This is a genomic window from Streptomyces sp. NPDC002698, from assembly GCF_042888945.1.
Classification (GTDB): Bacteria; Actinomycetota; Actinomycetes; order Streptomycetales; family Streptomycetaceae; genus Streptomyces.
Genome location: NZ_JBIAQM010000004.1, coordinates 183,379 through 209,406, shown reverse-complemented (window position 1 = coordinate 209,406; position 26,028 = coordinate 183,379). Strand labels below are relative to the sequence as shown.

20 protein-coding genes and 1 pseudogene are annotated in these 26,028 nt (G+C 70.9%); 13 read left to right on the top strand and 8 right to left on the bottom strand.

Going from position 1 to position 26,028, the window contains the following annotated elements:
• Positions 1-96 precede the first annotated feature (96 nt).
• The 7 genes from ACFYW9_RS08070 to ACFYW9_RS08040 all read left to right on the top strand — a co-directional run bounded on the left by ACFYW9_RS08070 (position 97) and on the right by ACFYW9_RS08040 (position 7,790).
• The gene (locus tag ACFYW9_RS08070; RefSeq protein ID WP_389146261.1) at positions 97-1,929 is read left to right on the top strand and encodes a glycosyltransferase; all 1,833 of its coding nucleotides are present in this window, start codon (positions 97-99) and stop codon (positions 1,927-1,929) included.
• Positions 1,926-2,354 carry a hypothetical protein gene (locus tag ACFYW9_RS08065; RefSeq protein WP_389146258.1) on the top strand — a complete coding sequence of 143 codons (429 nt, stop codon included), beginning with the start codon at positions 1,926-1,928 and terminating at the stop codon, positions 2,352-2,354. Before ACFYW9_RS08070 ends, ACFYW9_RS08065 begins: the two co-directional genes overlap by 4 nt.
• 218 nt (positions 2,355-2,572) lie before the next feature.
• Positions 2,573-3,331 carry a glycosyltransferase family 2 protein gene (locus ACFYW9_RS08060; protein ID WP_326789208.1) on the top strand — a complete coding sequence of 253 codons (759 nt, stop codon included), beginning with the start codon at positions 2,573-2,575 and terminating at the stop codon, positions 3,329-3,331.
• Positions 3,328-4,620 carry a glycosyltransferase gene (locus ACFYW9_RS08055; protein ID WP_389146254.1) on the top strand — a complete coding sequence of 431 codons (1,293 nt, stop codon included), beginning with the start codon at positions 3,328-3,330 and terminating at the stop codon, positions 4,618-4,620. Before ACFYW9_RS08060 ends, ACFYW9_RS08055 begins: the two co-directional genes overlap by 4 nt.
• A 13-nt stretch (positions 4,621-4,633) precedes the next feature.
• Entirely contained in the window at positions 4,634-5,974 is a 1,341-nt protein-coding gene (locus ACFYW9_RS08050; protein ID WP_389146251.1) for a lipopolysaccharide biosynthesis protein, read from the top strand.
• The gene (locus tag ACFYW9_RS08045; protein ID WP_389146248.1) at positions 5,971-6,978 is read left to right on the top strand and encodes a glycosyltransferase family 2 protein; all 1,008 of its coding nucleotides are present in this window, start codon (positions 5,971-5,973) and stop codon (positions 6,976-6,978) included. Before ACFYW9_RS08050 ends, ACFYW9_RS08045 begins: the two co-directional genes overlap by 4 nt.
• Positions 6,975-7,790, top strand: a complete 816-nt coding sequence (locus ACFYW9_RS08040) for a polysaccharide deacetylase family protein (protein WP_389146245.1) — start codon at positions 6,975-6,977, stop codon at positions 7,788-7,790. The genes ACFYW9_RS08045 and ACFYW9_RS08040 overlap by 4 nt, the downstream gene beginning before the upstream one ends.
• A 48-nt stretch (positions 7,791-7,838) precedes the next feature.
• Here the strand turns inward: ACFYW9_RS08040 and ACFYW9_RS08035 are convergent, their stop codons facing one another.
• The gene (locus tag ACFYW9_RS08035; protein WP_389146242.1) at positions 7,839-8,657 is read right to left on the bottom strand and encodes a family 16 glycosylhydrolase; all 819 of its coding nucleotides are present in this window, start codon (positions 8,655-8,657) and stop codon (positions 7,839-7,841) included.
• On the bottom strand, positions 8,654-9,709 hold the full coding sequence (locus tag ACFYW9_RS08030; RefSeq protein ID WP_389146239.1) for an aminoglycoside phosphotransferase family protein: 1,056 nt from the start codon (positions 9,707-9,709) through the stop codon (positions 8,654-8,656). Before ACFYW9_RS08030 ends, ACFYW9_RS08035 begins: the two co-directional genes overlap by 4 nt.
• 140 nt (positions 9,710-9,849) lie before the next feature.
• Here ACFYW9_RS08030 and ACFYW9_RS08025 point away from each other — a divergent pair, with 140 nt between their 5' ends.
• Together ACFYW9_RS08025 and ACFYW9_RS08020 are read left to right on the top strand one after the other, a co-directional pair.
• Positions 9,850-10,029, top strand: coding sequence for a hypothetical protein (locus ACFYW9_RS08025; protein WP_389146236.1), 180 nt, complete (start codon positions 9,850-9,852; stop codon positions 10,027-10,029).
• A 274-nt stretch (positions 10,030-10,303) separates the two neighbouring features.
• On the top strand, positions 10,304-11,281 hold the full coding sequence (locus ACFYW9_RS08020; protein WP_389146233.1) for a UDP-glucuronic acid decarboxylase family protein: 978 nt from the start codon (positions 10,304-10,306) through the stop codon (positions 11,279-11,281).
• 117 nt (positions 11,282-11,398) lie between these two features.
• On the opposite strand, the gene ACFYW9_RS08015 is transcribed toward ACFYW9_RS08020, so the two are convergent.
• On the bottom strand, positions 11,399-12,697 hold the full coding sequence (locus ACFYW9_RS08015) for a family 16 glycosylhydrolase (RefSeq protein WP_389146230.1): 1,299 nt from the start codon (positions 12,695-12,697) through the stop codon (positions 11,399-11,401).
• A 656-nt stretch (positions 12,698-13,353) separates the two neighbouring features.
• Here ACFYW9_RS08015 and ACFYW9_RS08010 point away from each other — a divergent pair.
• Together ACFYW9_RS08010 and ACFYW9_RS08005 are read left to right on the top strand one after the other, a co-directional pair.
• Positions 13,354-14,295 carry an oxygenase MpaB family protein gene (locus tag ACFYW9_RS08010; protein ID WP_389146226.1) on the top strand — a complete coding sequence of 314 codons (942 nt, stop codon included), beginning with the start codon at positions 13,354-13,356 and terminating at the stop codon, positions 14,293-14,295.
• Positions 14,292-15,797 (top strand): aldehyde dehydrogenase family protein, encoded by a 1,506-nt coding sequence (locus tag ACFYW9_RS08005; protein WP_389146223.1) that lies wholly within the window; start codon positions 14,292-14,294, stop codon positions 15,795-15,797. Before ACFYW9_RS08010 ends, ACFYW9_RS08005 begins: the two co-directional genes overlap by 4 nt.
• 31 nt (positions 15,798-15,828) lie before the next feature.
• On the opposite strand, the gene ACFYW9_RS08000 is transcribed toward ACFYW9_RS08005, so the two are convergent.
• Together ACFYW9_RS08000 and ACFYW9_RS07995 are read right to left on the bottom strand one after the other, a co-directional pair.
• Positions 15,829-16,455, bottom strand: a complete 627-nt coding sequence (locus tag ACFYW9_RS08000) for a TetR/AcrR family transcriptional regulator (protein ID WP_351865655.1) — start codon at positions 16,453-16,455, stop codon at positions 15,829-15,831.
• 105 nt (positions 16,456-16,560) lie between these two features.
• On the bottom strand, positions 16,561-18,393 hold the full coding sequence (locus ACFYW9_RS07995) for an AMP-dependent synthetase/ligase (RefSeq protein WP_389146220.1): 1,833 nt from the start codon (positions 18,391-18,393) through the stop codon (positions 16,561-16,563).
• Positions 18,394-18,690: 297 nt separating this feature from the next.
• Here ACFYW9_RS07995 and ACFYW9_RS07990 point away from each other — a divergent pair, with 297 nt between their 5' ends.
• Positions 18,691-19,413, top strand: a complete 723-nt coding sequence (locus tag ACFYW9_RS07990) for a TetR/AcrR family transcriptional regulator (protein ID WP_389146217.1) — start codon at positions 18,691-18,693, stop codon at positions 19,411-19,413.
• A 171-nt stretch (positions 19,414-19,584) separates the two neighbouring features.
• On the opposite strand, the pseudogene ACFYW9_RS07985 reads toward ACFYW9_RS07990, so the two are convergent.
• Positions 19,585-20,799, bottom strand: a pseudogene (locus ACFYW9_RS07985) (RNA-guided endonuclease InsQ/TnpB family protein).
• A 361-nt stretch (positions 20,800-21,160) separates the two neighbouring features.
• On the opposite strand from ACFYW9_RS07985, the gene ACFYW9_RS07980 reads away from it, so the two are divergent.
• Entirely contained in the window at positions 21,161-22,357 is a 1,197-nt protein-coding gene (locus tag ACFYW9_RS07980; protein ID WP_389146214.1) for a TetR/AcrR family transcriptional regulator, read from the top strand.
• Between the two features lie 93 nt (positions 22,358-22,450).
• On the opposite strand, the gene ACFYW9_RS07975 is transcribed toward ACFYW9_RS07980, so the two are convergent.
• Both ACFYW9_RS07975 and ACFYW9_RS07970 read right to left on the bottom strand, forming a co-directional pair.
• Entirely contained in the window at positions 22,451-23,650 is a 1,200-nt protein-coding gene (locus ACFYW9_RS07975) for an oxygenase MpaB family protein (protein WP_389146211.1), read from the bottom strand.
• A 545-nt stretch (positions 23,651-24,195) separates the two neighbouring features.
• On the bottom strand, positions 24,196-25,902 hold the full coding sequence (locus tag ACFYW9_RS07970) for a subtype B tannase (protein WP_389146207.1): 1,707 nt from the start codon (positions 25,900-25,902) through the stop codon (positions 24,196-24,198).
• Positions 25,903-26,028: the final 126 nt, after the last annotated feature.

Sequence of the window (26,028 nt, the reverse complement as noted above, 5' to 3'; positions counted from 1 at the left end):
CCGCCGCGATGGGAGGACGGCCGGCCCCTTCGAGGAGCCGGCGTTCCGCGTCTTGAGAGCCGTCGCGGGAACACGGGTTCCCCGGGAGACCCCTTCATGGGCAAGCTCCAGACGCTGACAAGCGGGCGCGTGGCGTCCTTCACCAACGCCGTGGCCCGGCGGCCCGGTGCCGCCGCCGGGGAACGGCGCCCCTCCGACCGGACCACGGCGCTCCAGTGGGCGACACGCCTGATCCTTCCCTCGGCCCTGGCCCTCTGGCTGCTGTCCCTGCGCCATGTGGATCTCGCCGGAATGCGCGACTACGGTCTGCTGCAGGTGCTGCCCGTGCTCTTCTGGGTCGCCGTCGTCCTGCTCACCCTCGGCTTCTGCCTGGCACTGACCGGCCGGCGAACCGGCGGTGGATGGTTCGCGGGATACGTCCTGGGGCTGATCGCGGTCATCCACGCGACCCCCACACTGCTCTACCCGACACTGCGCTACAGCTGGGCGTGGAAACACGTGGCGGTCGTCGACGCGGTGATCCGCCACCACGGCGAGGTGCCCCACGCGGACAAGCTCGCCATCTACAACCAGTGGCCCGGATTCTTCGACCTCAACGCGTTCTTCCTGCAGGCCACCGGTCTGCATTCGGCGCTCGGCTACGCGACGTGGACCCCGCCCGTGTTCAACGCCGTGCTGCTCGCTCCTCTGCTGCTGTTCTTCCGGACGGTGACGCGTGACCGCCGGCTGATCTGGGGGGCGGCATGGGTCTACTACTCGTGCTCCTGGGTGGGGCAGGACTACTTCGCCCCCCAGGCCTTCGTGTTCCTGCTCTTCGTGACGATGATCGCCCTGGTCATGGGGCAGTTGCCCACCTCGACGCTGTACCGGACGGGCGACACACGCGCGGGCCGATGGCCCGTCGGCCGCTTCGTGGCGGTCATGGTGATCGCGGCCGTCATCATCTCCTCACACCCGCTGACACCGCTCATGCTGATCAGCGCGCTGGTGGCGCTGTCGCTCCCGCGGCGCAACCGGCGGGTCGTCCTGCCCGTCCTGGCCGGCACCGTGGTGCTGGCCGTGGTCTGGGACGCCACCGTCGCCCGCCCCTACCTCTCGGAGAACCTGGGCGACTTCCTGAACTCCCTGCTGAAACCCGACACCAACGTCGTCTCCGGGCTGGCCGCCCTCGGCGCCGCGGCCCCGGGTCAGATCGTGGTGTCCTGGGTCGACCGGGGCCTGTCCGCCGCGGTCTTCGTTCTGGCGGCCGTCGCCTTCGTGACCCATCGCTGGGTCCGCCGTACCGGCCTGCCGCTGCTCGTCGTGGCTCCGCTGCCGCTGCTGGTGGCGAACGCCTACGGCGGAGAGATGATCTTTCGCGCCTACCTCTTCGCCCTGCCCGCGGCCTCGCTCCTGATCGCCGTCCTCCTTCTCGAGCGGAGCAGACGCCCGCGCGTTCAGATGCTGGCCGCCTGTCCGCTGATGCTCGCCCTGCTCGGGGGACTCATGTTCGGCTACTACGGCAAGGAGTCGGCGAACTACTTCACGAAGGACGAGGTGGCGGCCGGCCGCTTCGTCGCGGCCACCGCCCCGCCCGGGTCCACCGTCGTCTCCCTGACGTCGGCCGTGCCCGGCCTGTACCTGCGGTACGACGAGAACCCCCAGGTGCAGTTGGACGAGCAGGACATCAGCGACCGGCGGCGCCTGGTGAACGATCCGGTGAACGGCCTGGAGGGATTCATCCAGCGGGCCAGCCCGCAACAGCCCGCCTACATCATCCTGAGCCGGGCTCAGGCCGCCGACCTCTACCAGAGGGGCATCCTGCCCGGCGGTACGGTGCAGCGCCTGGACTCCGCTCTGTCGAAGACCCCGGACTACATCCCCGTCTACCGGAGCAAGGACGCGGTGGTCTACCGGTATCAGGGCGCGAGGAACCGAGCCGGGCCATGACCCCCCCGCGCTGGGGGCTCGCGCTGTCCGGCTGGGTGACCCTGGCCGTGGTCACCTTCCTGCCGGACGTCCTGGTCCTGCGTGCCACGGTGACGACGGCGTTCCTGCTCGTCTGTCCCGGCCTGGCGGCCTCGCGGTGGGCCCGGTCGGGCGTCCGGCGCCTCACGGACCGCACCGCGGTTCTGGAGACGGGCGTCCTGGCCCTGGTCCTCAGCCTGTCGATGGCGGTGCTCGTCGCGGAGCCCCTGTTCCTCGGTGGCGCGTTCACCGTCACCCGGGCGCTGCTCGCACTCGCCGCCGTCACCTCCGTCCTGGCCCTGCTGCCACGGCCCGGCGGAGCCCGGCGCCGGAGGCCGCGGGGCGCCCCGGCCCCGGACCCGCCGACGGCCGACAGCGGCCGATCCGGGCCGCCGGCCCCCGGGTGAGAAGCCGCGGCCGCCTCGCCGAGGTGCCGCCGCGGTCCAGGTGAGGGCTTCGCGGCGGCCCCGCCCGCCCGGAACACCGTCTCCGCCCCGGCCCGCCCGGCCTGGGTCGATCCGAGTCGCCCGGAGAACTCCTCCGCTCGCTTGACGTCGCTCACAAATCGGGTGAAGGTGTAGATATACGTCGTAAACATATGCCGTATGGGCGCACTCGGAGATGCATGATCATGTACAACGACACGATCACCGGTAACGAGCGTGAAGCCGGGGCACAGGCCACCGTCAGCCTGGTCGTCCCCGCCCTCAACGAGGCGCGCAACATCGCATGGGTCTTCGAACAGATCCCGGCGTGTGTGGACGAGGTCATCCTCGTCGACGGCAACTCCACCGACGCCACCGTCCCGATGGCACAGCACTGCCTGCCGACCGTCCGCAACGTGCGGCAGAACGGCCCCGGCAAGGGAAACGCGCTGCGCACCGGCTTCCTCGAGGCCAAGGGGGACTACGTGGTGATGATGGACGCCGACGGCAGCATGTCACCGGCGGAGATCCCCCACTTCGTGCACTTCCTCGACCACGGCTACGACTTCGTCAAGGGCTCGAGGTTCGTCGCCGGCGGTGGTTCGCTCGACATCACCCCCATCCGCAAGATGGGCAACCAGGTGCTCCTGCTCGCCGCCAACCGGCTGTACGACGCCTGCCTGACCGATCTGTGCTACGGCTTCTGCGCCTTCCGGCGCAGCTTCCTCGACCAGCTGGACCTGCACGCCGCCGGTTTCGAGATCGAGGCCGAGATGATCGTGCACGCGCTGCGCTCCGGCCTGCGCATCGCCGAGGTCCCGAGCCTGGAACTGCCCCGGCGCAGCGGCTGCTCGAACCTCCACGCCATATCCGACGGGCGCCGGGTGCTGCGCACCCTGTTCTCGGAACGGCCGGGCGCCCGGTCCTCCGCCGCGCGACCCGCGCGGAGCGCATCGTGAGTTCCGCCCCGGTCCGCTCCCCTCTCGTCCGCTCCCCTCTCATCCGGCCCCCGATGCCGGTGGTCGACATCGACCTGGCCCGTCCGGGCGAGTTCCGGCTGCCCGGTGACCGGGGGCCCGCCCGACCACGAGGAGCGGCCCGGGCGCTCGTACGCCTGCACGGCCGTCCCCTGGGCATGGTCAGCGCCGCGGACGCCTCGGGGCCCGAGAGCCTGTGGCGGGCGCTGGCCGACACCGCCCGCCTGGAACTGGCCGGGCAGCTCGCCCGGCACCGCGCCATGGACCGGACCGGACCCGCGGACGGCGGCGTCCGGCACCACGCACTCCGGCAGACACCGGTCATCAGCGTCGTCGTGGCCACGCGTGACCGTCCGGAGAAGCTGCGGCACTGCCTGCACTCGCTGCTGCGCTCGGCCTATCCCGAGTTCGAGATCATCGTGGTCGACAACGCCCCGGCGGACGACACGACCGAAGTCCTGGTCCGCTCGGAGTTCGCCGGACGGGTCCACTACGTCCGCGAACCCGTCGCCGGGCTGGCCCGCGCCCACAACCTCGGGCTCGGCCGGGCGCGCGGATCCGTCGTCGCCTTCACCGACGACGACACGCTCGTCGACCCCGGATGGCTTTCGGCGCTGGCCGAGACGTTCGCACACGACACACGGATCGGCTGTGTCACCGGACTGATCGTGCCCGCCGAACTGGAGACCCGGGCCCAGACCGCCCTCGAACGGCAGGGCGGATTCGCGAAAGGGTACGTGCCGCGCACCTGGTCCCTGTCCGATCCGCCGGCGGACCCGCTGTTCCCGTTCACCGCCGGACGCTTCGGCTCGGGCGCGAACATGGCGTTCCGCACCACCGCGCTCCGCGCCCTGGGCGGCTTCGACACGGCGACCGGTGCCGGGACCCCCGGCCGGGGCGGTGACGACCTGCTCGCCTTCTTCGAGGTCCTGACGGCCGGTCACACACTCGCCTACCAGCCGAACGCCGTCGTCTGGCACTGTCATCGCCGCACGATGGACGCCGTGGCCGCACAGGCCTTCGGTTACGGCGCCGGCCTCGGCGCCTATCTCACCGGCGCGCTGCTGAGCGACCCGCGCCGGCTGCCCGCCCTGCTCCGACGGCTGCCCCGCGGCATCCGCCACGCCGTGACCCGATCACGCGACCGCGGCGCCGACCCCGAGGCCGGCTGGTCCCGGCACCTGGCGCTTCTCGAGGTGCGGGGGATGCTCTACGGCCCCTGCGGCTATCTCCACGGACGCCTCACCGGCGCCGGCGCCGGAACCCGATGACGAGGTGAGCGGCTTGGACACCAGCCGGGTGACCGACTCGGCAGCAGGAGGCGCCGGTACGCGACGACGGCCCCTGGACATGCTGCGCGCCGGTGTCGCCGCCGTGCTCCCGGGTGAGCCCGTCCTGCGCACGGGGCACGTCCTCGCGGTCAGTTCCCTCGTCAACGCGGGCCTCGGCTTCTTCTTCTGGACCTTCGCGACACACTGGTACGACGAGCGGACCGTGGGCCTGGGCTACTCGGCACTCATGGCGTCCCTCCTGCTCACGGGCATCGGCCAGCTCAACCTGAACGACTTCCTGGTGCGGTTCGTGCCGACCGCCGGCCGCCGTTCCCGCCGTCTGGTCCTCACCTGCTACGCGGCGAGCACGTCCTTCAGCGTGGTGGTGGCCGTGGTGTTCCTCGCGCTGGTGCCGGTGGTCGAACCGGAGCTCGGCTTCCTGCTGACGCCGGTCACCGCGACCTGTTTCGTGGTGGCGACCGCCGGCTACGCCGTATTCGTCCTGCAGGACGGCGCGCTGACCGCGGTCCGCATGCCGGGCTGGGTCGTGGGCGAGAACCTGATATTCGCCGTCGTGAAGATACTGCTGCTCGCTCTGGCCGCCGCTCTGGGCCTCTTCTCCGGGATACTGCTGTCCTGGGCGGGAGCTCTCGTGGTGTCGCTGGTCGTGGCCAACTACGTCCTGATGCGCAGAGGCATTCCCCGGCACGAGCGGGCGACGACGACCGCGCCGCCACCGCCGCGCATGCTCGGGTACGCCGCGGCCGACTGGGCCGGCTCCCTGTTCCGGGTCGCCGGCTACACCCTGGTCCCGCTCATCGTGCTGAACACCTGCGGTGCCGAGGCGAGCGCCTTCTACTCGGTCGCCTGGGGCGTCGCGTACGTGCCCTACCTGATCGCCCGCAACATGGGAACGTCACTGCTCGCGGAGTCCGTGCGCGGGCCCGAACGACTCGTGAGGCACTCCCTGCGCGTCCTGCGTCACTCGGGTCTGCTGCTGGGCGGCGTCACGGTCGTCCTGGTCGCCGCGGCCCCGCAGATCCTGTCGGTCTTCGGTGCCTCGTACGCCGCCGAAGGAACCACGCTGCTGCGGCTGCTGGCCCTGTCCGCGCTGCCGAACCTGGTGCTGAGCGTGGCCATCGACGTGGCCCGGGCGCGACGGCGTCTGCACTGGGCGGTGTGGCTGCAGGTGGCGATGTGCGTCCTGGTGCTCGGGCTCACCCGGCTGCTGCTGCCGGAGTTCGGCGTCGCGGGCGCGGGTCTCGCCTGGCTCGTCGCGCAATGCGTGATCGCCGCGTTCCTGCTCGTGTCCTGGTCCCGCTGGCTCGTCCCCGTCACTGAAGGATCATCATGAACAGCGCACTCTCCACCGAGCGCACCGTCCCCACCCTGTCGGTCGTCATCTGCGCCTACACCCTCGACCGTTGGGAGGATCTGCGGGCCGCGATCGGGTCGGTGCTGGTCCAGGACCCGCCCGCCGACGAGGTCGTGCTGGTGGTCGACCACAACCAGGCCCTCCTGGAGCGCGCCGAACGCGAACTGTCCGGCGTCCATGTGGTGCCCAACCAGCGGCGCCGCGGTCTGTCGGGGGGCCGCAACACCGGAGTGTCGGTGTCGCGGACCGACGTGGTCGCCTTCCTCGACGACGACGCCACCGCGGAACCGGGATGGACGGGCCGGCTGCTGGCGCCCTACCGCGACCCCCGCGTGGTGGGCGTCGGCGGGTTCGTCCGGCCGTGGTGGGCGACCGCGCGCCCCGTGTGGTTCCCCCCTGAATTCGACTGGGTGGTGGGCTGCTCCTACCGGGGACAGCCCCGGCAGGCCGCCCGCGTCCGCAACTTCATCGGCGCCAACATGTCCTTCCGCAGAGGCGAACTGCTCGCCGTCGGCGGCTTTCTCGACGCCCTCGGACGCGTGGGCAGCCATCCGGCGGCGAGCTGCGACGAGACGGACCTGTGTCTGCGGCTCGCCGCCCGCGACCCGGAGGCCGTCCTGCTGTACGAGCCGGCCGCCGAGATACGGCACCGGGTCCCCGAGTCCCGTACCAGCTGGTCCTACTTCCGCAACCGCTGCTACGTCGAAGGACTGTCCAAGGCGCTGGTGGCACGGCGCTGCGGCCGCGGGCCGGCCCTGGCCAACGAGCGCGTGTACGTGCGGTCGACCATCTCGCGGGCCCTCGCCCGCAACGTGACCCGGATCCGGCGACCCGGCGCGCTGCGCACGATCGGGGCGCTGTCCGGGGGTGTGTGCGCGACCGTCGCCGGTTACCTCGTCGGATCGGTCCGGCCGTTGGGCTCCCCGGCCCTCTCCCGACGGCGCAGCGGAGTGGCGAGGCCGCCGACGACGGCCCCGTCATGAGCGTCGTACCCGTCTTCCTCTATCACGCGGTGTCGGACGACTCACCGCCATGGCTGGCCCCGTTCACGGTGAGTCCCCGCACGTTCGCGGAGCACCTGGACATGATCGCCGACAGCGGCCTGCGCGTCGTCCCGTTGCGGCGGCTGGTCGCCGCCCTGCTCGGCGGTCCTCCGGTGCCACCTCGGTCCGCGGTACTGACCTTCGACGACGGATACGCGGACTTCGCCTCCACGGTGGCTCCACTGCTCGCCGCACGGGGACTTCCCTCGACCCTGTACGTGACCACGGGCGCCCTGGGCGCCGACGGCCGGCCGTCGGGCGGCGGGCCGTTTCCGTCCGTGGCGACGCTCGACTGGACCCGGGTCAGGGAGCTGGACGCGGCCGGGGTCGAGATCGGCGGACACTCCGTGACGCATCCGCAACTGGACACGCTGCCCCGGACATCGGTGCGGGAGGAGGTGACCGGGTGCAAGCAGCGGATCGAGGACACGCTCGGGCACCGTGTCGACGCCTTCGCCTACCCACACGGCTATTCCAGCCGCGCCGTTCGCGCGGTGGTGCGGGAGGCCGGCTGGACCTCGGCCGCCGCCATCCGCGCGGACTCCGCCTTCAGTTCGGAAGGGGACGACCCGCTGCGGTTCGCCCGGCTCATGGTCCGGGCCGACACCGGCCGCAACCGCTTCGCGCTCTGGACCGGCGGCGAGGGGGCACCCGTGGCACCGTTCGCCGAGGGACTGCGGACCAGGGGCTGGCGCGCCTACCGCCGGGCGAGAGCGATGACCGGGCTGCCCTACCGGGCGATACCCGCCTGACCCGGCCGTCGGCCGAAGACCACGAACGCGGGGACCACTGACGGCCCGTCAACGCTGCCAGACCCGAACCCAGTCCACGAGCATGCGCGCCGAGTCGGTGCCCGGCGGCGGGGTGTAGGGGAGGCCGACGGCCAGGTTCAGGATGACTTCCATGGGCACGTGGGGAATGCGCTCGGGGGCTGTCACCCGGAACCGTTCGACCCCGTCGACGTACCAGACGAGTCTGTCCTTCTCCCAGAGCAGCCCGAAGAGGTGGTAGCCGTCGGGGAAACCGGACGCGGTGAAGGTCCCCCGTTCCTTCCTCTCGGCGCCCTCGGCGTTCCTCCAGTGCACGAACATCGACAGCCTGCGCGTGGTGCCGAGGAACTCCATGATGTCGACCTCGGGCGGGGTGTAGCGGTTCGCGGGCATCATCCAGAACTCCGGTGCCATCCCGCCCTGTTCCGGGATACGGACCGCCGCCTCGAAGTAGCCGTAGGTGAAGGTCTTCCGCGGCTGGGCGTACCAGTCGTCCCGGCCGGTGGAAATCATGCCGGACACCCAGGGGTAGACCTTTCCGTCGCTGCCTCGGACGGCCCGGCGCTGGGCGCTGAGGGTCAGTTTCCCTCCGCTCACGGTGGCCTGACCGGGCTGGTACCACTCCAGTTCGTTGTTGGTGCTGATGGTGCAGCCGCGCTCGTTCCAGTCGTAGCACGTGGTCCAGCGGCCCTTGTCGAGACGCGGTCCGTCGAAGTCGTCGTGGAAGACCAGTCGCCAGTCACCGGGCACCACGGGCCGGGGGACCGCCGTTCCGGGCGGGGAACCGCAGGCACCGCATGCCACCAGCAGCAGCATGAGCACACCGAGCACCGCGCCCCGCGATGTCATGGGCGGGCACGGGCCCAACGCGCGCATTCGTCGAGCACGGGTGCGACCGTGTGGGTGAGCCACCCGTAGCTGTGGCCGAACCTCGGCGACTTGCAGACGTTGTTCACCACATGCCACAGCCAGCTCAGCAGGGGAATCGCCACCGGATCGGCGACACCGTCGTCCGGGTCCAGCCCGGCCAGCGCGAGCAGGGCCCGGTCGGCGTCCGGGATCCGGCCGGAGCGCAGCGTCTCGGCGACCAGGCCACCCAGCGGGCGGCCGGTGAGGGTGCCGCGCAGGGCCAGGACGAAGGAGTAGGCGTCGATCTCGCACGGCCCGTCGGCACGGCCGCTGCTCCAGTCGAAGACACCGGTCACCTGGAGGGGGACACGGCCGAGCAGCACGTTGCCGGGGTGGTAGTCGCCGTGGGTCCAGCCCTCTGTCAGCACGGCACCGGTCAGGGCCGCGTCCAGCCGGTGGCGCAGGGCCTCGAATTCGGCCGCTCGCCGGCCGGACCGGTAGCGGGGCATTCCGGCGGACAGAGCCGTCAGCTGCGATGCGCACCAATCGGAGGCCCGGTCGGCCGCCTCGCGGGGACGCCCGGTGGCGGACCGTATGTCCGCCAGCAGCCGCATGGCGGGCGCCATGGCGGCGTACGGGTCCCCGCAGGTGTCCAGGATCAGCCGCTCCGCCGGGACGCCCGGGAGCGCGGTCTGGGCAAAGGTCCCCTCGGGCCCGGGCGAGCCGACGACCTGGGGCAGGAGAGCGCGCCATGGGGCGAGCCGGCCGTCGGCGGCGAGTTCCAGCAGGACCTCCCGCTCCCGCGCCGTGACGGCGGCGGCGGCCTCGTCCCTGGGGTGTTTGATCACCAGGCTCTCCGCGCCGTGCCGCAGCTCGAACATCAGCAGGCCCGCCTTGGGCAGCGAGGGGCGCCGGACCACGGTGATGTCCCTGGGACCGGCGCCGCGTACGAGCCAGTGAGCCCGGAGGCGGTCGTCGAGACCGGCCAGAGCGCGCGGGAAATAGAGGGGCAGCAAACCGGAGAGCGAGGACATCTTGGCGGGTGTCTTCATACCAGACCTTGCCGGGCTGTCAGCGGCACGACCCCTGCTTGTCGGGGATACCGAATGCGGGCGATCCACCACTGTCGAGTCGATCCGCGAACTTCGTCCATGTTAGTTCCTTTCAGGAGAAGCGTCCCGGAGCGGTGCGGGTGGCCGCCCTGCTGGACACCGAGGCACCCGTGCCCCTCGCCGGAATCGGCAACTGTCCGTTGCGCCACGGCAGTCCGGACGTGATGCGCACGGTCGGACGGCCGGGCGTCCCGGTCCACGCCGCCGCCGAGGACCGCTTCACCCCGGCCGCCCTCGGCGATGACGCGGCCACGCCATGAGCGCCGACCGCCGTCCGATCCGCCGCACGTGCGGACCGTCGAGCGGGCCCGGCTCTCCTGGGACGATCCCGGGCTCACGGATCCGCCCTCGGCACGCGTTGACCTCGGACCGTCCTGGGGCGACCATGTACGTATACGTCGTAAATGTACGGATGGTCCCGGCGTCGGGAGCTCGACCCCGCCCTCGCCACAGTGGTGCGCGGCTCGGCACTCGGGGCCGGCGGTCGAGTGCTCCGGGCCGTCCGCGGCCCGGCCGGGCGGAAGGACGAATCTCATGCGTGTGGCGGTGTCGGGTGGCAGCGGCTTTCTGGGGTCCCATCTGTGCGAGGAACTGCTCCGCAGGGGTGACACCGTCTACTGCCTCGACAACTTCTCCTCGGGCCGAAAGGCCAACATCGCCCGCCTGCTGGATCGGCCGGGCTTCCACTGCGTCCCGTGCGACGTCACGGAGCGGTTCCGCTTCCCCGGGACCGTCGACGCCGTCGCACACCTCGCGTCTCCCGCGTCCCCGGCCGACTACCATCGCCATCCGCTCGAGACGCTGGCGGTGGGCAGCCGGGGGACGGAGAACATGCTGCGGCTGGCCGAGAGCCAGGAAGCGCGGTTCGTCCTCGCGTCCACCAGCGAGGTCTACGGGGATCCGGCGGTGCACCCGCAGGCCGAGGACTACTGGGGACACGTCAATCCCATCGGCCCCCGCAGCGTCTACGACGAGGCCAAGCGCTTCGCGGAGGCCCTCTCCATGGCGTACCGGCGCAGCCACGGGGTCGACGTGGGGATCGTCCGGATCTTCAATACGTACGGCCCTCGCATGCGCCCGTACGACGGCCGCGTGATCTCCAGCTTCATCCGGCAGGCACTCGACGAGGAGCCTTTGACGATCTTCGGCGACGGCTCCCAGACGCGGAGTTTCTGCTATGTCGACGACCTGGTCCGCGGCCTGGTGGCCATGCTCGGCTCCGCCGAACCGGGACCGATCAATCTCGGCAGTCCGGAGGAGCACACGGTGCGGGAACTGGCGGAACTGGTGACGGGGATCATCGGTTCCAGCGGCGAACTGCGCCATCTTCCGCTGCCTGTCGACGACCCGGTCCGCCGGCGCCCTGTCATCACCAGGGCCCGCGAGACGCTCGGCTGGCAGCCGCGGGTGCCTCTGGAGGAGGGGCTTCGGCACACCGTCGACTGGTTCGTGGCGGAGGCGCGGGCCTGCGCGCGACCGCCGGAGCGGGCCGTCGCCGCCGGGCCGTCATGACGCAGGACAACCCACCTCGAAAGCCGCGCTGTCACAGGGGAGTCGGCTGCCCGGGGGCCGACAGCCCGAAGGGCGCCGGCCGCATGATGCGGCCGGCGCCCCGGCACGTCGGTGGGGTCAGTGCTGCCAGACCCTCACGTAGTCGACCATCATGTCCGCGGGAACCACGTTGGTTCCGCTGTGACTGGGGTTGACGGCGTTGTTGAGGATCAGATACATCGGGGCGGAGGTGATCCCGGAGGTGATCTGACCGACCTGCTTGCCGTCGTAGTAGTAGGTGACGGAACCCTGCTTCCATTCGGCGCCGAACGTGTGCCAGCCGCCGGAGTAGGTGCCGGAAGCGCAGCCTCCCGGACCGCCCGCCGTGGAATGGAAGTGATAGCAGGCGGAGCCACCCAGGCCTTCGAGGACGTCCAGCTCGCCATCCGTCGGCCAGTTCTGCCCGTCCAGCCAGAAGGAGGGCCAGTTGGCCATCCGCGTCCCGGACGAGGGTGTGTGGATGCGGGCCTCGAAAGCCCCGTAGGTGAACTGGGCCTTTCCGTTGCTGGTCACCAGGCCGGAAACGTTGGGATACGTCTTGCCGCCGACGGTGGTCGGCTGCTGGATGAGCTTGAGGTGGAGCGATCCGTCGCCGACCGTGACCTGCGACGGCGAATAGGCGGACCCCTCGGCGGAGTTCACCGGTTTGGTGACACACCCGGAACAACCGAACCAGTTCGAGTTCCACTTGGAACCGTCGAGGCTGGTGCCGTTGAATTCGTCGCTGAACGCCTGGTGCCAGGTGCCGGGAATACCGACCGGCACGGTGGCGGCCGTGGGCGGCGCGGAGGGCGTCGACGTCGAAGTCGAAGTCTGCGTCGGCGTCGGCGTCGGCGCCGAAGCCGAAGCCGAAGCCGACGGTGGCGTTGCCGTCGGTGTGGGGGATGCGGGCGGTGCGGTCGTGCCCGCGGGAGTCGAGGCCGTCGGTGTCACGGTGGGCGTCGGTGTCGCGGTGGGCGTCGGTGTCGCGGTGGCGCCGGTATCGGATCCGGTGGTGAGGGATTTCACCGGAGCGAGGCTGTGCCAGCGGTCGTGGAACTTGTACGCCACGAAATACGTATAGGTGCCGGCCGGGAATGCGCGGGAGCCCGAGGTGTACGAGGTGGACCGGGTTCCCAGCGTGGTCGCGACGGCTCCGGGGAAGTCGTAGTTGCCACCGTCGGCGGATCGCACGGCGACAGTCAGCGCCTGCAGTTTGATCGTCTTGGCGCTGTGGACGGCAGCAGTGGCTTTGGACTGTCCGTTCGGGGCCGCCGACACGGACAGGGAATCGACCACGACACCGGGGGTGGCGGCCTCCGCCTGATCGGTTTGCGTAAGGACGCCTCCGGCGAGCGCGGCGGTGGCGACCGCCAGCACACCCAATTTTGTTCGCATGGCGCGAGGACGACGGTGTTTCCGATTATCAGTTGTGCAATTCATTGGCATGTACGCGCGACCTTTCGCCCCCATGCGACAGCTGGACCATTCGTAGAACACGTGAGCAATGGCGGACCGAACGGTCATGGACTCTGCGCGAGGCGAACTCGATCCGCAAGTGCCTCACCGGCGCCGAAACGCGCACATATCCCCTGGAAATTCTTGTCCCGCAACCGAGTTGGCCACGTCGGGCCGAGCCCAGTGACGTCCGGCACACACGGAGACAATTCGGTCATATGCATGGAATCGCACGTCACTGGTGGTATCTGACACCCAGTGAGCACCTTCCGGAGCCGCCGTCCCGGGGCGAGGGTGGCCTCCGCGCGTGACACGCACCCCTCACGGGACGCCGGAAACACCTGAGCCACCCCTCGGACGTGGCGCCATCTCCCTTCGCCCGTAAGGAAGTCGGCGGCTCGGATCGAAGCCGCGGCATACCCGCGGGCGCCTCGACCCCTCCGTTACGTCCGGAGTATTGACGCCCGATGAAACAACTCAATAGTTTCAGTATCATCGACTCACCCTGGGGGTACTCGCTTCGTCGCCCCGACCCGCACGTCAGCAGTCCGCAGATCCGACCGCTCACGCCGCGATTCCGGCAGGAGGGATCCCCCATGGGCCGCTACAGCCGGCTGCGCCGCATACGGCAGATGGATCCGCAGCAGGACTTCGAGCAGATCTACCGGTGGGTCATCCACTACGAGTTCCCCCGCGACTATCTCCACGGGACATCGATCGCGTTCCTGCGCGACTACGGCATCCCGCGCATCTCACGGCTCCTGGACCGGACCCAGGAATTCGAACGCGCCGGTCAGAAGCGGTACGACGACACGGTCCTGATCACGTACGAGATGGTCCGCGAGGGGATGGACTCCGAGCACGGCCGGGCGGCCGCCCGCCATCTGAACCGCATACACGGCCGCTACCGGATCGCCAACGAGGACTTCCTGTACGTCCTGGCCACCACCGTGGTGGGGCCCAAGCGATGGATCGACCGGTTCGGCTGGCGGCGCCTGTCCGAGCAGGAGACCGAGAGTCTGGCACTGGTGGGCCGGCGGATGGGCGAGATGATGGGCATCTCCGGCGTGCCCGACACCTACGCCGCGTTCGAGCGGCTCCACGACGACTACGAGCGGGAGATGTTCGCCTACGACCCCGCCAACCGCAGGGTCGCCGCCGCCACCCTGCGGATCATGGCCTCGTGGTACCCGGCACCGGCACGGCGCCTGGCGTCCCGGGTCGCCCTCGCCGTCCTCGACGAACCGCTGCTCGAGGCACTCGGATTCCCCCGGGAGCCGCGCCTGGTGCGGGCCGCCGTCCACCGCGTCTTCCGCGTCCGGGCCGTGCTGATCAGGCTGCTGCCCGGGCGTCCGGAGCGGTTCCCGCGCAAGCCCAGGGCGCGCACCTACCCCTTCGGCTGGACCCTGGACGACCTGGGTCCCCACTGGGCGCACCCCCGTCCGCCGGCCCCGCATCCGGACGAGGCGCCGCCCGGACAGGCCTCCGCTCCGGCGCGGCCGTCCGCTCCCCCTGCTCCCCGTCAGGAGACCCGATGACCGACACCGCCCCGGCCGCCGCACCACGCGCCGCGACCTTCACCACGCACTCCCCCGCGACCGGTGAACCGATCGCCTCGCACCCGGTGAACGGGCCGGAGGAGGTCTCCCGCGCCGTGGCACGGGCCCGGAGCGCCCAGGCCGCCTGGGCGGCGCTGCCCGCCTCCCGGCGCCGTGACCACCTGCTGCGCTGGAAGAAGGCGCTCGCCTCCGACCTGGACGTCGTGGCCCGGGTCATCGCCGAGGAGACCGGCAAGCCGGCCGGCGACGCCGCGCTGGAGGTCGTCCTCACGCTGGAGCACCTGGGCTGGGCCGCCCGCAACGCCGATCGCGTGCTGCGCCGGCGGAAGGTCGGCACCGGGCTGTTCGCCGTCCACCAGCGGGCCTCGCTGGTGCACCGGCCGCTGGGCGTGGTCGGCGTGATCGGCCCCTGGAACTACCCCCTGTACACCCCGATGGGTTCCATCGGTTACGCCCTGGCCGCGGGGAACGCCGTGGTCTTCAAGCCGTCCGAGCTGACCCCCGGCACCGGCGTCCTGCTGGCGGAACTCTTCGGCTCCGCCGTGCCCGGGCATGCGGGGCTGCTCACCACGGTCACCGGCGCGGCCTCCACCGGGGACGCCCTGGCCCGGTCCGGGGTCGACAAGCTGGCGTTCACCGGATCACCGGGGACGGCCCGCAAGGTGATGGCGGTGTGCGCCGAGACGCTGACACCGTTCCTCGCCGAGTGCGGCGGAAAGGACGCGGTGATCGTCACCGCGGACGCGGACCTGGAAGCGGCCGCCGACGCGATCGTGTGGGGAGCGCTGAGCAACGCGGGACAGACCTGCGCGGGGGTGGAGCGCGTCTACGCGGTGCGTGAGATCCACGGGGCGCTGTGCGAGCGGGTGGTCGAGCGGGCCAGGGCCCTGCGCCCGGGCGCCGAGGCGGACGCCCCCTACGGCCCGATGACCCTGCCGGGCCAGGTTTCGGTCGTCGAGCGCCATGTGACCGACGCGGTCTCGGCGGGCGCGCGGGCCCTGCTCGGCGGGCCCGAGTCGGTTCGCGCCCCGTATGTCGCGCCGGTCGTGCTGACCGGGGTCCCGGAGGACGCGGCGGCGATGGCGGAGGAGACCTTCGGTCCCGTCGTGTCGATCAACCAGGTGGCCGACGTGGACGAGGCGGTGGAGCGGGCCAACTCCTCGCGCTACGCCCTGGGAGCGGCGGTGTTCTGCCGCAACGGGCGCGCCGGTGCGGCGATCGCGGCGCGGCTCCGCGCGGGGGCGGTGTCCGTGAACTCGGTGCTGGGCTTCGCCGCGGTGCCGGCGCTGCCGTTCGGCGGTTCGCAGGACTCCGGTTTCGGGCGGATCCACGGCGCGGAAGGGCTGCGCGCCTTCGCCTCCGTGCAGTCGACCACGGTGCAGCGGTTCGCCCCGCCGGTCGTGCTGACGTCCTTCACGGTTCCGGCCGCCACGCGGGAGCGCGCGGTGCGGCTGGTCCAGGCACTGCACAAGCGCCGCTGAACGGCCGCTCGCACGCTCCGCCGGGGGCCGGTCAGGCGTCCAGCAGCGGGGCCAGATAGCGGCGGGCGAAGGCCCGGGCCTGGTCCTCGTCCTCCATCTCGATACAGCTGGCGGGGTTGAGCAGGAAGGACACGGCGACCCGGACCATCAGCTCGGCGACCGGACGCGGGTCGTCGTCGGGACGGCCCTCGACCTGTTGCGCGCGGCGCAGATGGACCGTCAGATACTCGACGGTGGCGGAGAGCGAGGAACTGCCCTGCACCGTCAGATAGGGCAGCACCACCTCGGGTTCGAGGCGCAGCAGGCCGCCGAAGAGCGGATGGGCGCGGGTGTGGCGCAGGGCGACCACGAAGCCCTCGACGACCCTCTCCTTCATGGTCGGCAGTGCCGCCACCGCCGAGTCCAGCCGCTGGAAGAACCGGCTGAGCTCGCGCAGCAAAGTGTCCTCGACCAGCTTGTCCTTGGTCTGGAAGCGCCGGTAGACGGTGACCCGGGAGACGCCGGCCCGCTTGGCCACGTCGTCCACGGAGGAGCGGCGCAGCCCCAGGAGGGTGAACTGTTCCAGTGCCGCGTCGAGGATCCGGCGCTCCGTACGGTCCTCCGGCTCCGGCTGGGCGAGGGCCCGGGCGAGCCACGAGTCGTTCGTGTCAGCTCTCATGGTGCTCCACACGATACCGGCAGAGGATTCCCCGAGAGTCTCTGATACGCCCTACATATCTTTGTAACTCACCAGGAGCGGGGGTACGGAGGGAACGTGGCCGGGTCAGTCCTCGTAGAGCCCGGACAGCTCGTCGGCGTACTTGTCCCGGATGACCCGGCGCCGCATCTTCAGTGACGGTGTCAGCTCGCCGGTCGCCGGACCCCACTCCCGCGACAGCAACTCGTAGCGCTTGACCTGCTCGGTGCGGTTGAGGCGGGTGTTGGCGGCGGCCACCGCGCGGTCCACCTCCGCCCGGACGGCGGGGTGTTCCGCCAGCCCGGCCGGTCCCCCGTGCGCCTCGACGCCGTTGGCCGCGGCCCAGGCGGGGGCGGCTTCCGCGTCGAGCACCAAAAGGGCCACCAGGTAGGAGCGGTTGTCCCCGTGCACCATCGCCTGGCCGATCAGCGGGTGTTCCTTGAGCGCGTTCTCCACCAGGGCCGGTGACACGTTCTTGCCGGTGGAGGTGATGATCATCTCCTTCTTCCGGTCGGTGAGCCAGAGGTAACCGTCCTCGTCGATCCGGCCGATGTCGCCGGTGGCCAGCCAGCCGTCGGCGTCCAGGGCCGGCCGCACCGAGCCGTCCGGCCGGAGGTAGCCGGAGAAGACGGTCGAGCCCCGCACCAGGATCTCGCCGTCCCCGGCGACGCGGATCTCCACGGACTCCACCGGGCGGCCCACGGAGCCGAGCCGGAAGCCGGTCCTCGGGCTGTTGGCGGTGGCCACGCCCGTGGTCTCGGTCAGCCCCCAGGCGTCCATGATCACGATGCCGAAACCGGCCCAGAACCGCACCACGTCCAGCGGCATCGGCGCCGAGGCGCTGGCCGACCAGGTCACCCGGTCCAGACCGCCCGCGGCCAGCATGGGCAGCAGCACGTCCTCGCGGGCACGGAGATAACGCTCCTCGAGCCCGGCGGGCGGTGTCTCGCCTCGCTCGCGGTACGCGACGTGCTCGCGGGCGATCTCGAAGGCCCGGTCGATGGCCGCCCGCTGCTCGGCGGGCATCGACGAGAGGACGGCCCGTACGGCGGCGGACAGTTTCTCCCAGATCCTCGGCACGCCGAAGAACTGGGCGGGGCGCACCGCGCGGACCACCTCGCCGACGCGCGCCGGGTCGGCGCAGAGCCGTACGTGCGAGGCGCGGTGGCAGGGCAGATAGATGCCCAGCATCCGTTCGGCGATGTGGGCGAAGGGCAGGTAGCAGATGTGGTCGACGTGCGGGGGCAGTTCCACCACGGCGTCCAGCGCCAGGGCGTTGGACATCACCTGGCGGTGGGTCAGGACGACGCCCTTGGGCTCGCCGGTGGTGCCCGAGGTGTAGACGACGGTCAGCGGGTCCTCGGGGCGGGCGGTGTCCAGTTCCTTGGCGAACTGCTCCGGCACCGGTTCGCGGAGCAGGGCCTCGTACGGGAAGTGGCCGTCCTGTGCGTCCGGCTCGACCACCACGAGACGCTCCAGCGGGGTTCCGGCGTCTGCCAGCAACGGCTCCCACACCGCCACCTGGGCCGCCCCCTCCACCACGGCGAGGCGGGCCCGGCAGTTGCGGGCGATGTGGGTGATCTGTTCCGGGGCCGCGGTGCCGTAGACACTGACCGGGACCGCGCCGAGGCGGACCAACGCCAGGTCCGAGAGCCAGTGTTCGGGCCGGTTGGCCATCATCATCAGCACATGGTCACCGCGGCCGACGCCGAGGGCCCGGTAGCCGGCGGCGAGGCTGCGGGTGCGCTCGTGGATCTCCGCCCAGCTCAGTGTCGTCCACGCACCGTCCGGGGCCGCCGACCGCCAGGACAGACCCGGGAGTCGGGGGTGGTCCCCCGCGTTGCGGGCCAGCAGCTGCGGCAGGGTCCGGTCGGCCGGGTCGTCGGGCAGGTCGCCGGTGGTGCGGGGTGCCGATGTCATCGGGGCCTCCTTGCGGGCCGGAAGGGAAACGTCCGGGTTCCTTGTCTCGGCACAGGACGAACTCACTGCCGTCGATCGGTGGCTTACCGATCGTTCGCTAAAGAACGTAGGAGTGCCGAACCGGTCGGTCAACTCCGCCTGCAGCAATAGTTTTTGAGGATCCACACCAGGGAAGGGACATCACGTCGGACGCCGGATGCCGGATTTTCCTGATCGATCGCTAAGCAGCTGGAAGAACGCGTTCCGAACGCACGGCCGTACGATGTCGCCGATCGCCGCCCGTCCCGAGGAGAGTCGTTGAACACCGCGCCGAGCCAGGACACCACGCCCCCGGCGGAGCACTGGCGCTCGTACGGACCGCTCGGACTGCACCCGATCCTGACGCACGCCATGGAAGCCTTCAACGAGCACGGCTACCACGGCACTTCGGTCCGCGACATCGCCGGCCGGGTCGGGGTCACCGTGCCCGCGCTGTACTACCACTACGAGAACAAGCAGGCCCTGCTGGCCACGCTGCTGGAGACGTCCATCAAGGACGTCCTGGACCGCTGCCGGGCCGCCGCCGGGGAGGCCGGGAACGATCCGCTGGAGCGGTTCTGCGGCATGGTCGAGTCGATCGTGCTCTCCATGGCCCACCGTCGGCAACTGGCGTTCCTGGACACGGAGATCCGCAGCCTGGAGCCCTCGAACCGGGCGCGCTACGTCGCCCTGCGCGACTATCTCGAGCACATGCTGCTGGACACGGTCCAGGCGGGCCGCTCCCAGGGCGTGTTCACCACGCCGATCCCGGCGGACGCGGTCCGTTCGGTGCTCGTCATGTGCCAGGGGGTCGCCAACTGGTTCCGTGACGACGGCCCGCTCACCGCGGAGGAGGTCGCCGAGCGCCACGTGCTGCTGAGCCTCGGCACCGTGGGCCACCCCGGCACGGTCACCGGCGACTCTCCGCCGCCGTTCCCCCGGCGCTTCCCCGCCGCCCGGACCTCCGTCCCCCGGGGGTCCGCACCGCGCACCTCGGGGTGAAGCGGCAGGGCGCCGCGCTCCCGCCGGGCTCCGCCGGTCGGCAGCAGCCGGGCCAGCCGTCTCCGGCATATCCCGAGCCGACGACATCCTGACGTTCCGCTTCCACGGTGCTGGCACCGACGAGAGGACACCCGCGTGACTCCTCCCCGCCCTGAGGGACGGGGCTTCTCGCTATGCCGGGTCGGCCTGGCGATGGACCAGCCCGGCCCGTAGAACATTGAGTGCTCCCACCGTGTCGGCGTGGGCGGTGTGTCCGCAGGCGACGCAGTGGAATGTTTCCTGTGTGGGCCGGTTCTCCTTGGCGGTGTGCCCGCATGCAGGGCAGGCGCGGGAGGTGTTGCGGGGGTCCACTGCGATCACTTCCCGTCCGGCACTCTCAGCCTTGGCGTGCAGGATCGTCAGGAACACCCCCCAACCGGCATCGGTGATCGACTTGTTGAGCCCGGCCTTCGCGGCGGACCCGTTGGGCAGGAACGTGCCCGCCCGTTCGGGGTCGGGCTTCGGCGCGGGGGCCTTGCTCATGTTTCGGATCTGGAGGTCTTCGTGCGCGATGACATCGTGCGCACGGACCAGGTGAAGGGCGGTCTTGTGCGCGTGGTCCAGCCGCTGACGGCGTACCTTGCCGTGCAGTTGGCCAACCTTCTCCACCGCCCGCCGGTGTTTGGCGGTGCGGTCCTTGGCCCTACAGCGAGGGAACCGGGACCGGGCCTGCTCCGCGACCTGGAGTTTGGCGGCGGCCCGGCGGCCGTGGCGCGGGTTGGGGACGAAGACGCCGTTCGACTCGGCGAGCAAGTTCGCGATGCCCAGGTCGATCCCGACCACGCTGCCGGTCGCGGGCAGCGGTTCGGGCTGGTCTTGCTCGGCGGTGAGCACGACGAACCACTTGCGGCCCTCGCGCTTGACCGAGACCGTCTTGATCCTGCCGGACACGGGCCGGTGCTGGTGGACCTTGACGTGCCCGACGCCCTGGAGGCGGACGCGGGTAACCGGGTCGTGCGGGGTTGAATCCCACCGACAGCCGTCCCCGTCCTTCGGGAAATCCACCGTGTCGAACCAGCCCACCCCGCGAAAACGCGGACAACCCGGGGTGTCACCGGACCTGACCCGCCGGAAGAAGGCCTGCATGGCTTTGTCCAGGCGGCGCAAGGTGGCTTGCTGCGAGGAGAAGGACCAGCGGCCCTGCCGCTCCGGGTCGAACGCCCGGATCTCCTTCAATTGCGCGGACTACTCGCCATACCTGACGCTGGTCTTTGACGGGTGCCGGTAGGCGTCGCGACGTTCCTGCAGGGCCCCGTTGTAGAGGGAGCAGTGGTCCCGCAGCACTTCGGAAAGCGCCTGGGCCTGACGGACGGTGGGACGCAGGAGGAACTTGTACGCACGGATCATCCCACCCATCCCCTCGGCCGATTTCACTCGATCCTAACGAATTCGATCCATGCCACTCATAGTGGACTAGATCCTCATACAAGATGAGGAGGCATCATCGGTCACCCGTACAAACATTGGGCATTCCACGCGGGACAGCGGTGTGGTCAAGCCAGTCCTCACCTTCGTCTGACCGGCCGTCCGTTCGGTACCGGGAACGGGTGGTGCCGGACGGCCGGTCCCCCCGGAACGCCGTCGGCCGGTGCGGCAGCCAGCGGCACAAGCCGTTCACATCACCGGGGAAGTGATCACACAGTCGCGCCCTGTACGGTCGACTCCCGAGGGGCCGGGCCTTGTGACGGCGTGTGATTGACTGATCCGTATGGCTCCCGCCTCCCCGTCCGCCCGTTCGGCAGCGACCGCGAGACCGGCCGCGGCGACCCGGCCCCGCAACCGCAAGCAGCTCATCCTCGACGCGGCCGGGCGGGTCTTCAGCGAGCGTGGCTACCACAACGCGTCGATGGAGGAGGTCGCCGCAGGCGTGGGCATCACGGCGGCCGCTCTGTACCGGCACTTCCCCAACAAGTACGCGCTGTTCGCCGCGTGCGCCCACGTCATGGCGGACGGACTGGTCGCCGCGCTCGACGAGGTGCCGGCCGAGGCGTCCTTGACGGAGGTGCTCACCGCCGTCACCCGGATCACCGTCGTCCATCGCGCGTCGGGCGGCGTGTACCGATGGGAGGCCCGGTACCTCGACCGCGAGGACCGCCGACGTCTCGCGGTGAAGTTCGGTCGCCTGGTCGAGCGGGTCGAGGAGGCCGTGCAGCGCGAACACCCGCTGCCCGACCGGCGCCTGCGGGCCATGGCGGCCCTCGGTGCGATCGGGTCCATCACGATGCATCGCACCTCCATCGCCGGGCGCCGGGCCGAGGACCTGCTGCTGGCGTCCGCGCTGCGCGTGGCCGCGACGGATCCGGCGGCGGGCCCGCCCGGGGCGCGCCCCGTCGAGCTGCCCGCCCGGCCGGTGCCGCGCACGCGACCCGCGGAGATACTCGCGGCCTCCGTCCCACTGTTCGCCCGGGACGGATTCGCCAACGTCACGAACGGACAGATCGCCGAGGCCGTGGGACTGACCCCGTCCGCGCTCTACCGTCATTACCCCGGCAAGATCGACATTCTGGCGGCCGCCTGCCTCCAGGCGGCGGGGCTGCTGGCCCAGGGGGTGGAGCGGAGTCTGCACGAGGTGACCGGCCCGCACGAGGCCGTCGTGGCGCTGGCCTCGACGTATGTGGCCTACAGCTTCGAGTGCACGGAGCTCAACAGCGTCGCCGAGGCGGAACTCGCCGGCTTGCCGACGGACCTGCGGCGACCCCTGGTCCTCGCGCAGCGGGAGCACATCGCCGTCTGGGAGCAGCAGTTGCGACTGGCCCGTCCGGAACTGGATCCGCGCCAGACCCGGGTACTGGTGCACGCGGGGTTCGGCGTGGTGGTCGAGGCGGGACGCAGACTGCGGTGGCAGGACAGCCCCGCCCGTCGTGAGGCCGTCACCGCTCTGGTCGTGGGGGCCCTGGGCCTCTGAACGGCCTTCGGGACCCGTACGAGTGTTCCTCCGGTACCCGCCCCTCCGGGCGTCTGCCGCGGGGCGGGTACCGGGCGGGACCCGATCGACGGCTCAGGCCGCCCTGTTCGCGGTGGGGATCGTGATGGGGGTGGTGCTCCCGGAGGCTCCCTTGTTGAGGAACAGCATCGCCAGGGCGCGTATGAACTGGTCGAACACGTAGAAGCTGCCGGGCATGACGGGCGACAGCCCCTCACGGAACAGGACGTACGCCGGCCACGCGGTGCGGACCAGGGCCGCCGACGCGTAGTCGCGCGCCAGTCCCAGCCAGTCGCCGACCTCGTCACTGAGGACGTACCGCACGAACTCGTTCAGGAACCCGCGCGTGACGCCGAGGTCGATCTGCGCGGTCAGGCCGAGGAGGTCCTCGGCCAGGGCGATGCCCTCGGTCGTCGGGGTGAGGATCGGGGTGAGCACCTGCGCCGACTGCTTCTCGGCGGCGGCCCACGTCCGGGGGATGTGCTCGTCCGGCACACCGAGCAGATGGACGGCGACCTGCCACGAGTGCAGGAACGCCTCCTGGTCCGCGGCCGGGAACGGGATCTTCCAGTCGAGCAGCTTCCGGTGCACGTAGGTGCCCAGACTGTGGAAGGTGACCAGGATGTCGGCGGCGCTGATCGGAGTGGTCTCGTCGGTGACCGCCCTCCAGTGCGGCGACTGCGGCAGCAGGTGACGCACCGCCGCGTGCACCACGCGTGTCTTGTTGGCGGTGACGACGAACTGTCCCGTCGGCTCGAAGGCTCCCAGCTGGGAGAGGTCGTAGCCGAACGTGAACGTCTTGGCGGCGCGGTCCTGCATGTCGGCGCCGCCGGCGGACCAGTAGACGCTCCTCGCCTCGCGCGGGATCACGGTGCTCATGATTCCGCTGCCGAGGCCGTACAGCATGAACAGGTACGTGTCCCTGCGCCGGTTGAAGTCGGCGGCACGGGCCAGCTTGGCGGGGTCGGCCCAGGAGGGCAGCACGTTGACCTGCTGGAGGTAGGCCGCGAATTCGGCCGGTACACCGCTGGGCAGCGGGTCGTTGTTGTTCACCCATGACGCCCATGCCGAGTTGATCGCCGGCACGTGCCCGTTGTCGAGCATCGAAGCCATCAGGGGGTCCGCCGAGCTGTCCCAGATCCACTCGGGACCGGTCGCCGCGGCGGCTCCGGTCGCCGAACCCGTCGACGCCCACGCCTGGGCCGGGCTCGTCACGCCCACGAGGCCGAGTGCGACACCGAGCGACAGAGCCTTTCGCCTGCTGAGGTTCTCCATTGACTTACCTGCTTCCCTGAAGGGCCAGACAGTTCCAAGTGCCTTGACAGCCTTGCCAGTTGCATGATCAATGTGTGATGAACCATGTCACACGGATGTGATTTTCGATTAACATAGCGAGGCACGATGCGGTCGGCAACGGTGGTGACCGAAGGCTCGTCGCCGATGTCGGCCCGGGGCCCGCAGGTTCTCCGCGGCGAGCGGAGGGAAGCCGACTCGGTGACCGGGTAGGGGCACGCGGGAGCGGCGGGCCGGGAACCGGCCGACGAACACTCGGGAGCGGCGGGCCGGTGACCGGCCGGCGAGCAGCAGGGAGCGGCGGACCCGGGACCGGTCGGAGAGCTGTCGGGAGCGGCGGACCCGGGGGCGATGGACGAGCTGCCGGGAGCGGCGGACTCGGGGGCGGTCGGCGAGCGGCCGGGCCGGCGGCTCCGGCCGGTGTGCGGGGCCCCGTCCGCCAGGACGGGACCCCGCGCTCGGCGATCGCTCACGCGGTGCGGCAGGCGGTGCCCGGCACCGCCGGGCGGACGTCGCCCGCCACGGCGCTAGCGTCCGGCGGAGCCGCGGTGAGGAGTGGCGAGCGGGTCGCCGGCCTTCTTGACCACCTCGGCGATCCAGGCCATGGCCTCCGGCACGTCGTAGTTGCCGGCGTGCGGCTGGTTCCAGGCGAGCCGGTAGTCGACGTTCTTGACCTGCTTGTCCGCCTCCAGCGCCCGGTCCAGGTTGACCGAGATGACGAACGCGGTGTCCCGGTCGCGCGTGCCGTTGCGCACGTACCAGTTGGGCGCGGTGTCGGCGCTCGTGCCGACGAAGTCCATCGGGTCGATCAGGTGGATCTGGTCGTCGAGGTCCGTGCTCTTCTCCGCGGTGTACTGGTCCCAGGTCAGCCCGGTGTCGTCGAGGCCGCTGCCGTCACCGGCCACGTCGTTGTGGTTCCAGCTCCACTCGGTGTAGTTCATGTACCTCTGGGTGTACGGGCCGAAGAGGTTGGTCTCCGTCCGGCTGGTGGTGTTCCCGTGCACGCCCACGGCGTCGAAGGCGGGCGTCGTCTTCAGCGTGGCCTGGGTGGCCACGAACTTCAGGTACTTCGCCATGTCGACCGACAGCACCTTGTCCGCCGCGTTGTCGACGTCGATCCAGTCGTTCACGTACGACTTCGTGGTGGACCCGCCGGGACCGCCGGAGGTGATGTCGAAGGTGGCTCCGAGCGCGGGCACGGTGTTGGCCGGGTCGGCCTTCATGTAGGTCTCGGCGGAGCGGACGACCTCCTTCTTGATGGTGTCCAGCATGGCGTCGGCGGTGAGCTTGGATCCGTCGGGATTGCGGAGCCTGAGGCTCTTCTCGTACGCCGGGAACCGTGCCGCGATCTCGGCGGCGTCCTCGGGCGTGGCGTTCGAGCCGGTCGCGTCGCGGGTGCCGAGGACGTTGTAGAGCCATTCGTAGGCCGCGTCGGCGTTGCCGAGGTCGGTGATCGGGCAGTACGCGTCGACCGCGAACACGTCGTCGCGCAGGGTGCTGCGGCCCTTGGGGTCGACGCCCGCCGCGCCGATCGCGGCGAGGTAGGAGTCGTACTCGGCGCTGTTGCCCGAGGCGCCCAGGATCGAGGACAGCGCGCCGCCGCCGCTGGTGCCGTTGACGACGATCCGCTCCGCGCTGCCGGGCATGGTGGCGTCGTTGAGGCGGAGGTAGCGGACCGCGGCCTTGGCGTCGACCACCGCGGCGGGGGCCTTGCCCGGCGAGGAGCCGTCGGCGCCGATCAGCCCGCGGCTGCGGTTGGCGACGTCCACGAAGACGAAGCCGGCCTTCAGCGCCGCGCCGACGTTGCTCGTCGCGCTGTTGTAGGACGAGCCGTCGGTGACGCTCGCTTTGATGTAGCTGGCCATCCAGCCCGCGTTGTTCACCGCGAAGTAGACCGGCGCACGCTGGTCGTCGAAGGCGCTCTCGGGCACGAAGACGTTCATGCTCTGGTAGCCGCAGCGGGTGTTGCCGATCGTGGTGGTACCGGACATGCCGGACTGCTGCGCGGCGGCGGCGACCGGGGCGGCGACGTAGCAGAGTTCCTTGTAGGAGCGAACCTCGACCGGTTGGCCGTCGACCGTGACGGTGAGCGTCGTGTAGGTGCCGGCGTCGAAGGCCAGGGCGGCGTCCTCCGGGTCCACGACGTGAGCGTGCGACGCGGACCGTCCCTGGGCCGCGACCGCGGACGAGGGCACCGCGAGCGCCGTCAGGGCGAGGGAGCCCGCTATCGCCATGCCCCTCACCCGGCGCCCGCGGCCGGGGACGCGTCCTGCCCGTTCACCCGCCGGACGGGCGGAAGCCGCTCGATCGGAGGATTCCGAGAGCCACTGCATGGGGTCTCCTCTTGTTGCGTATCGAGT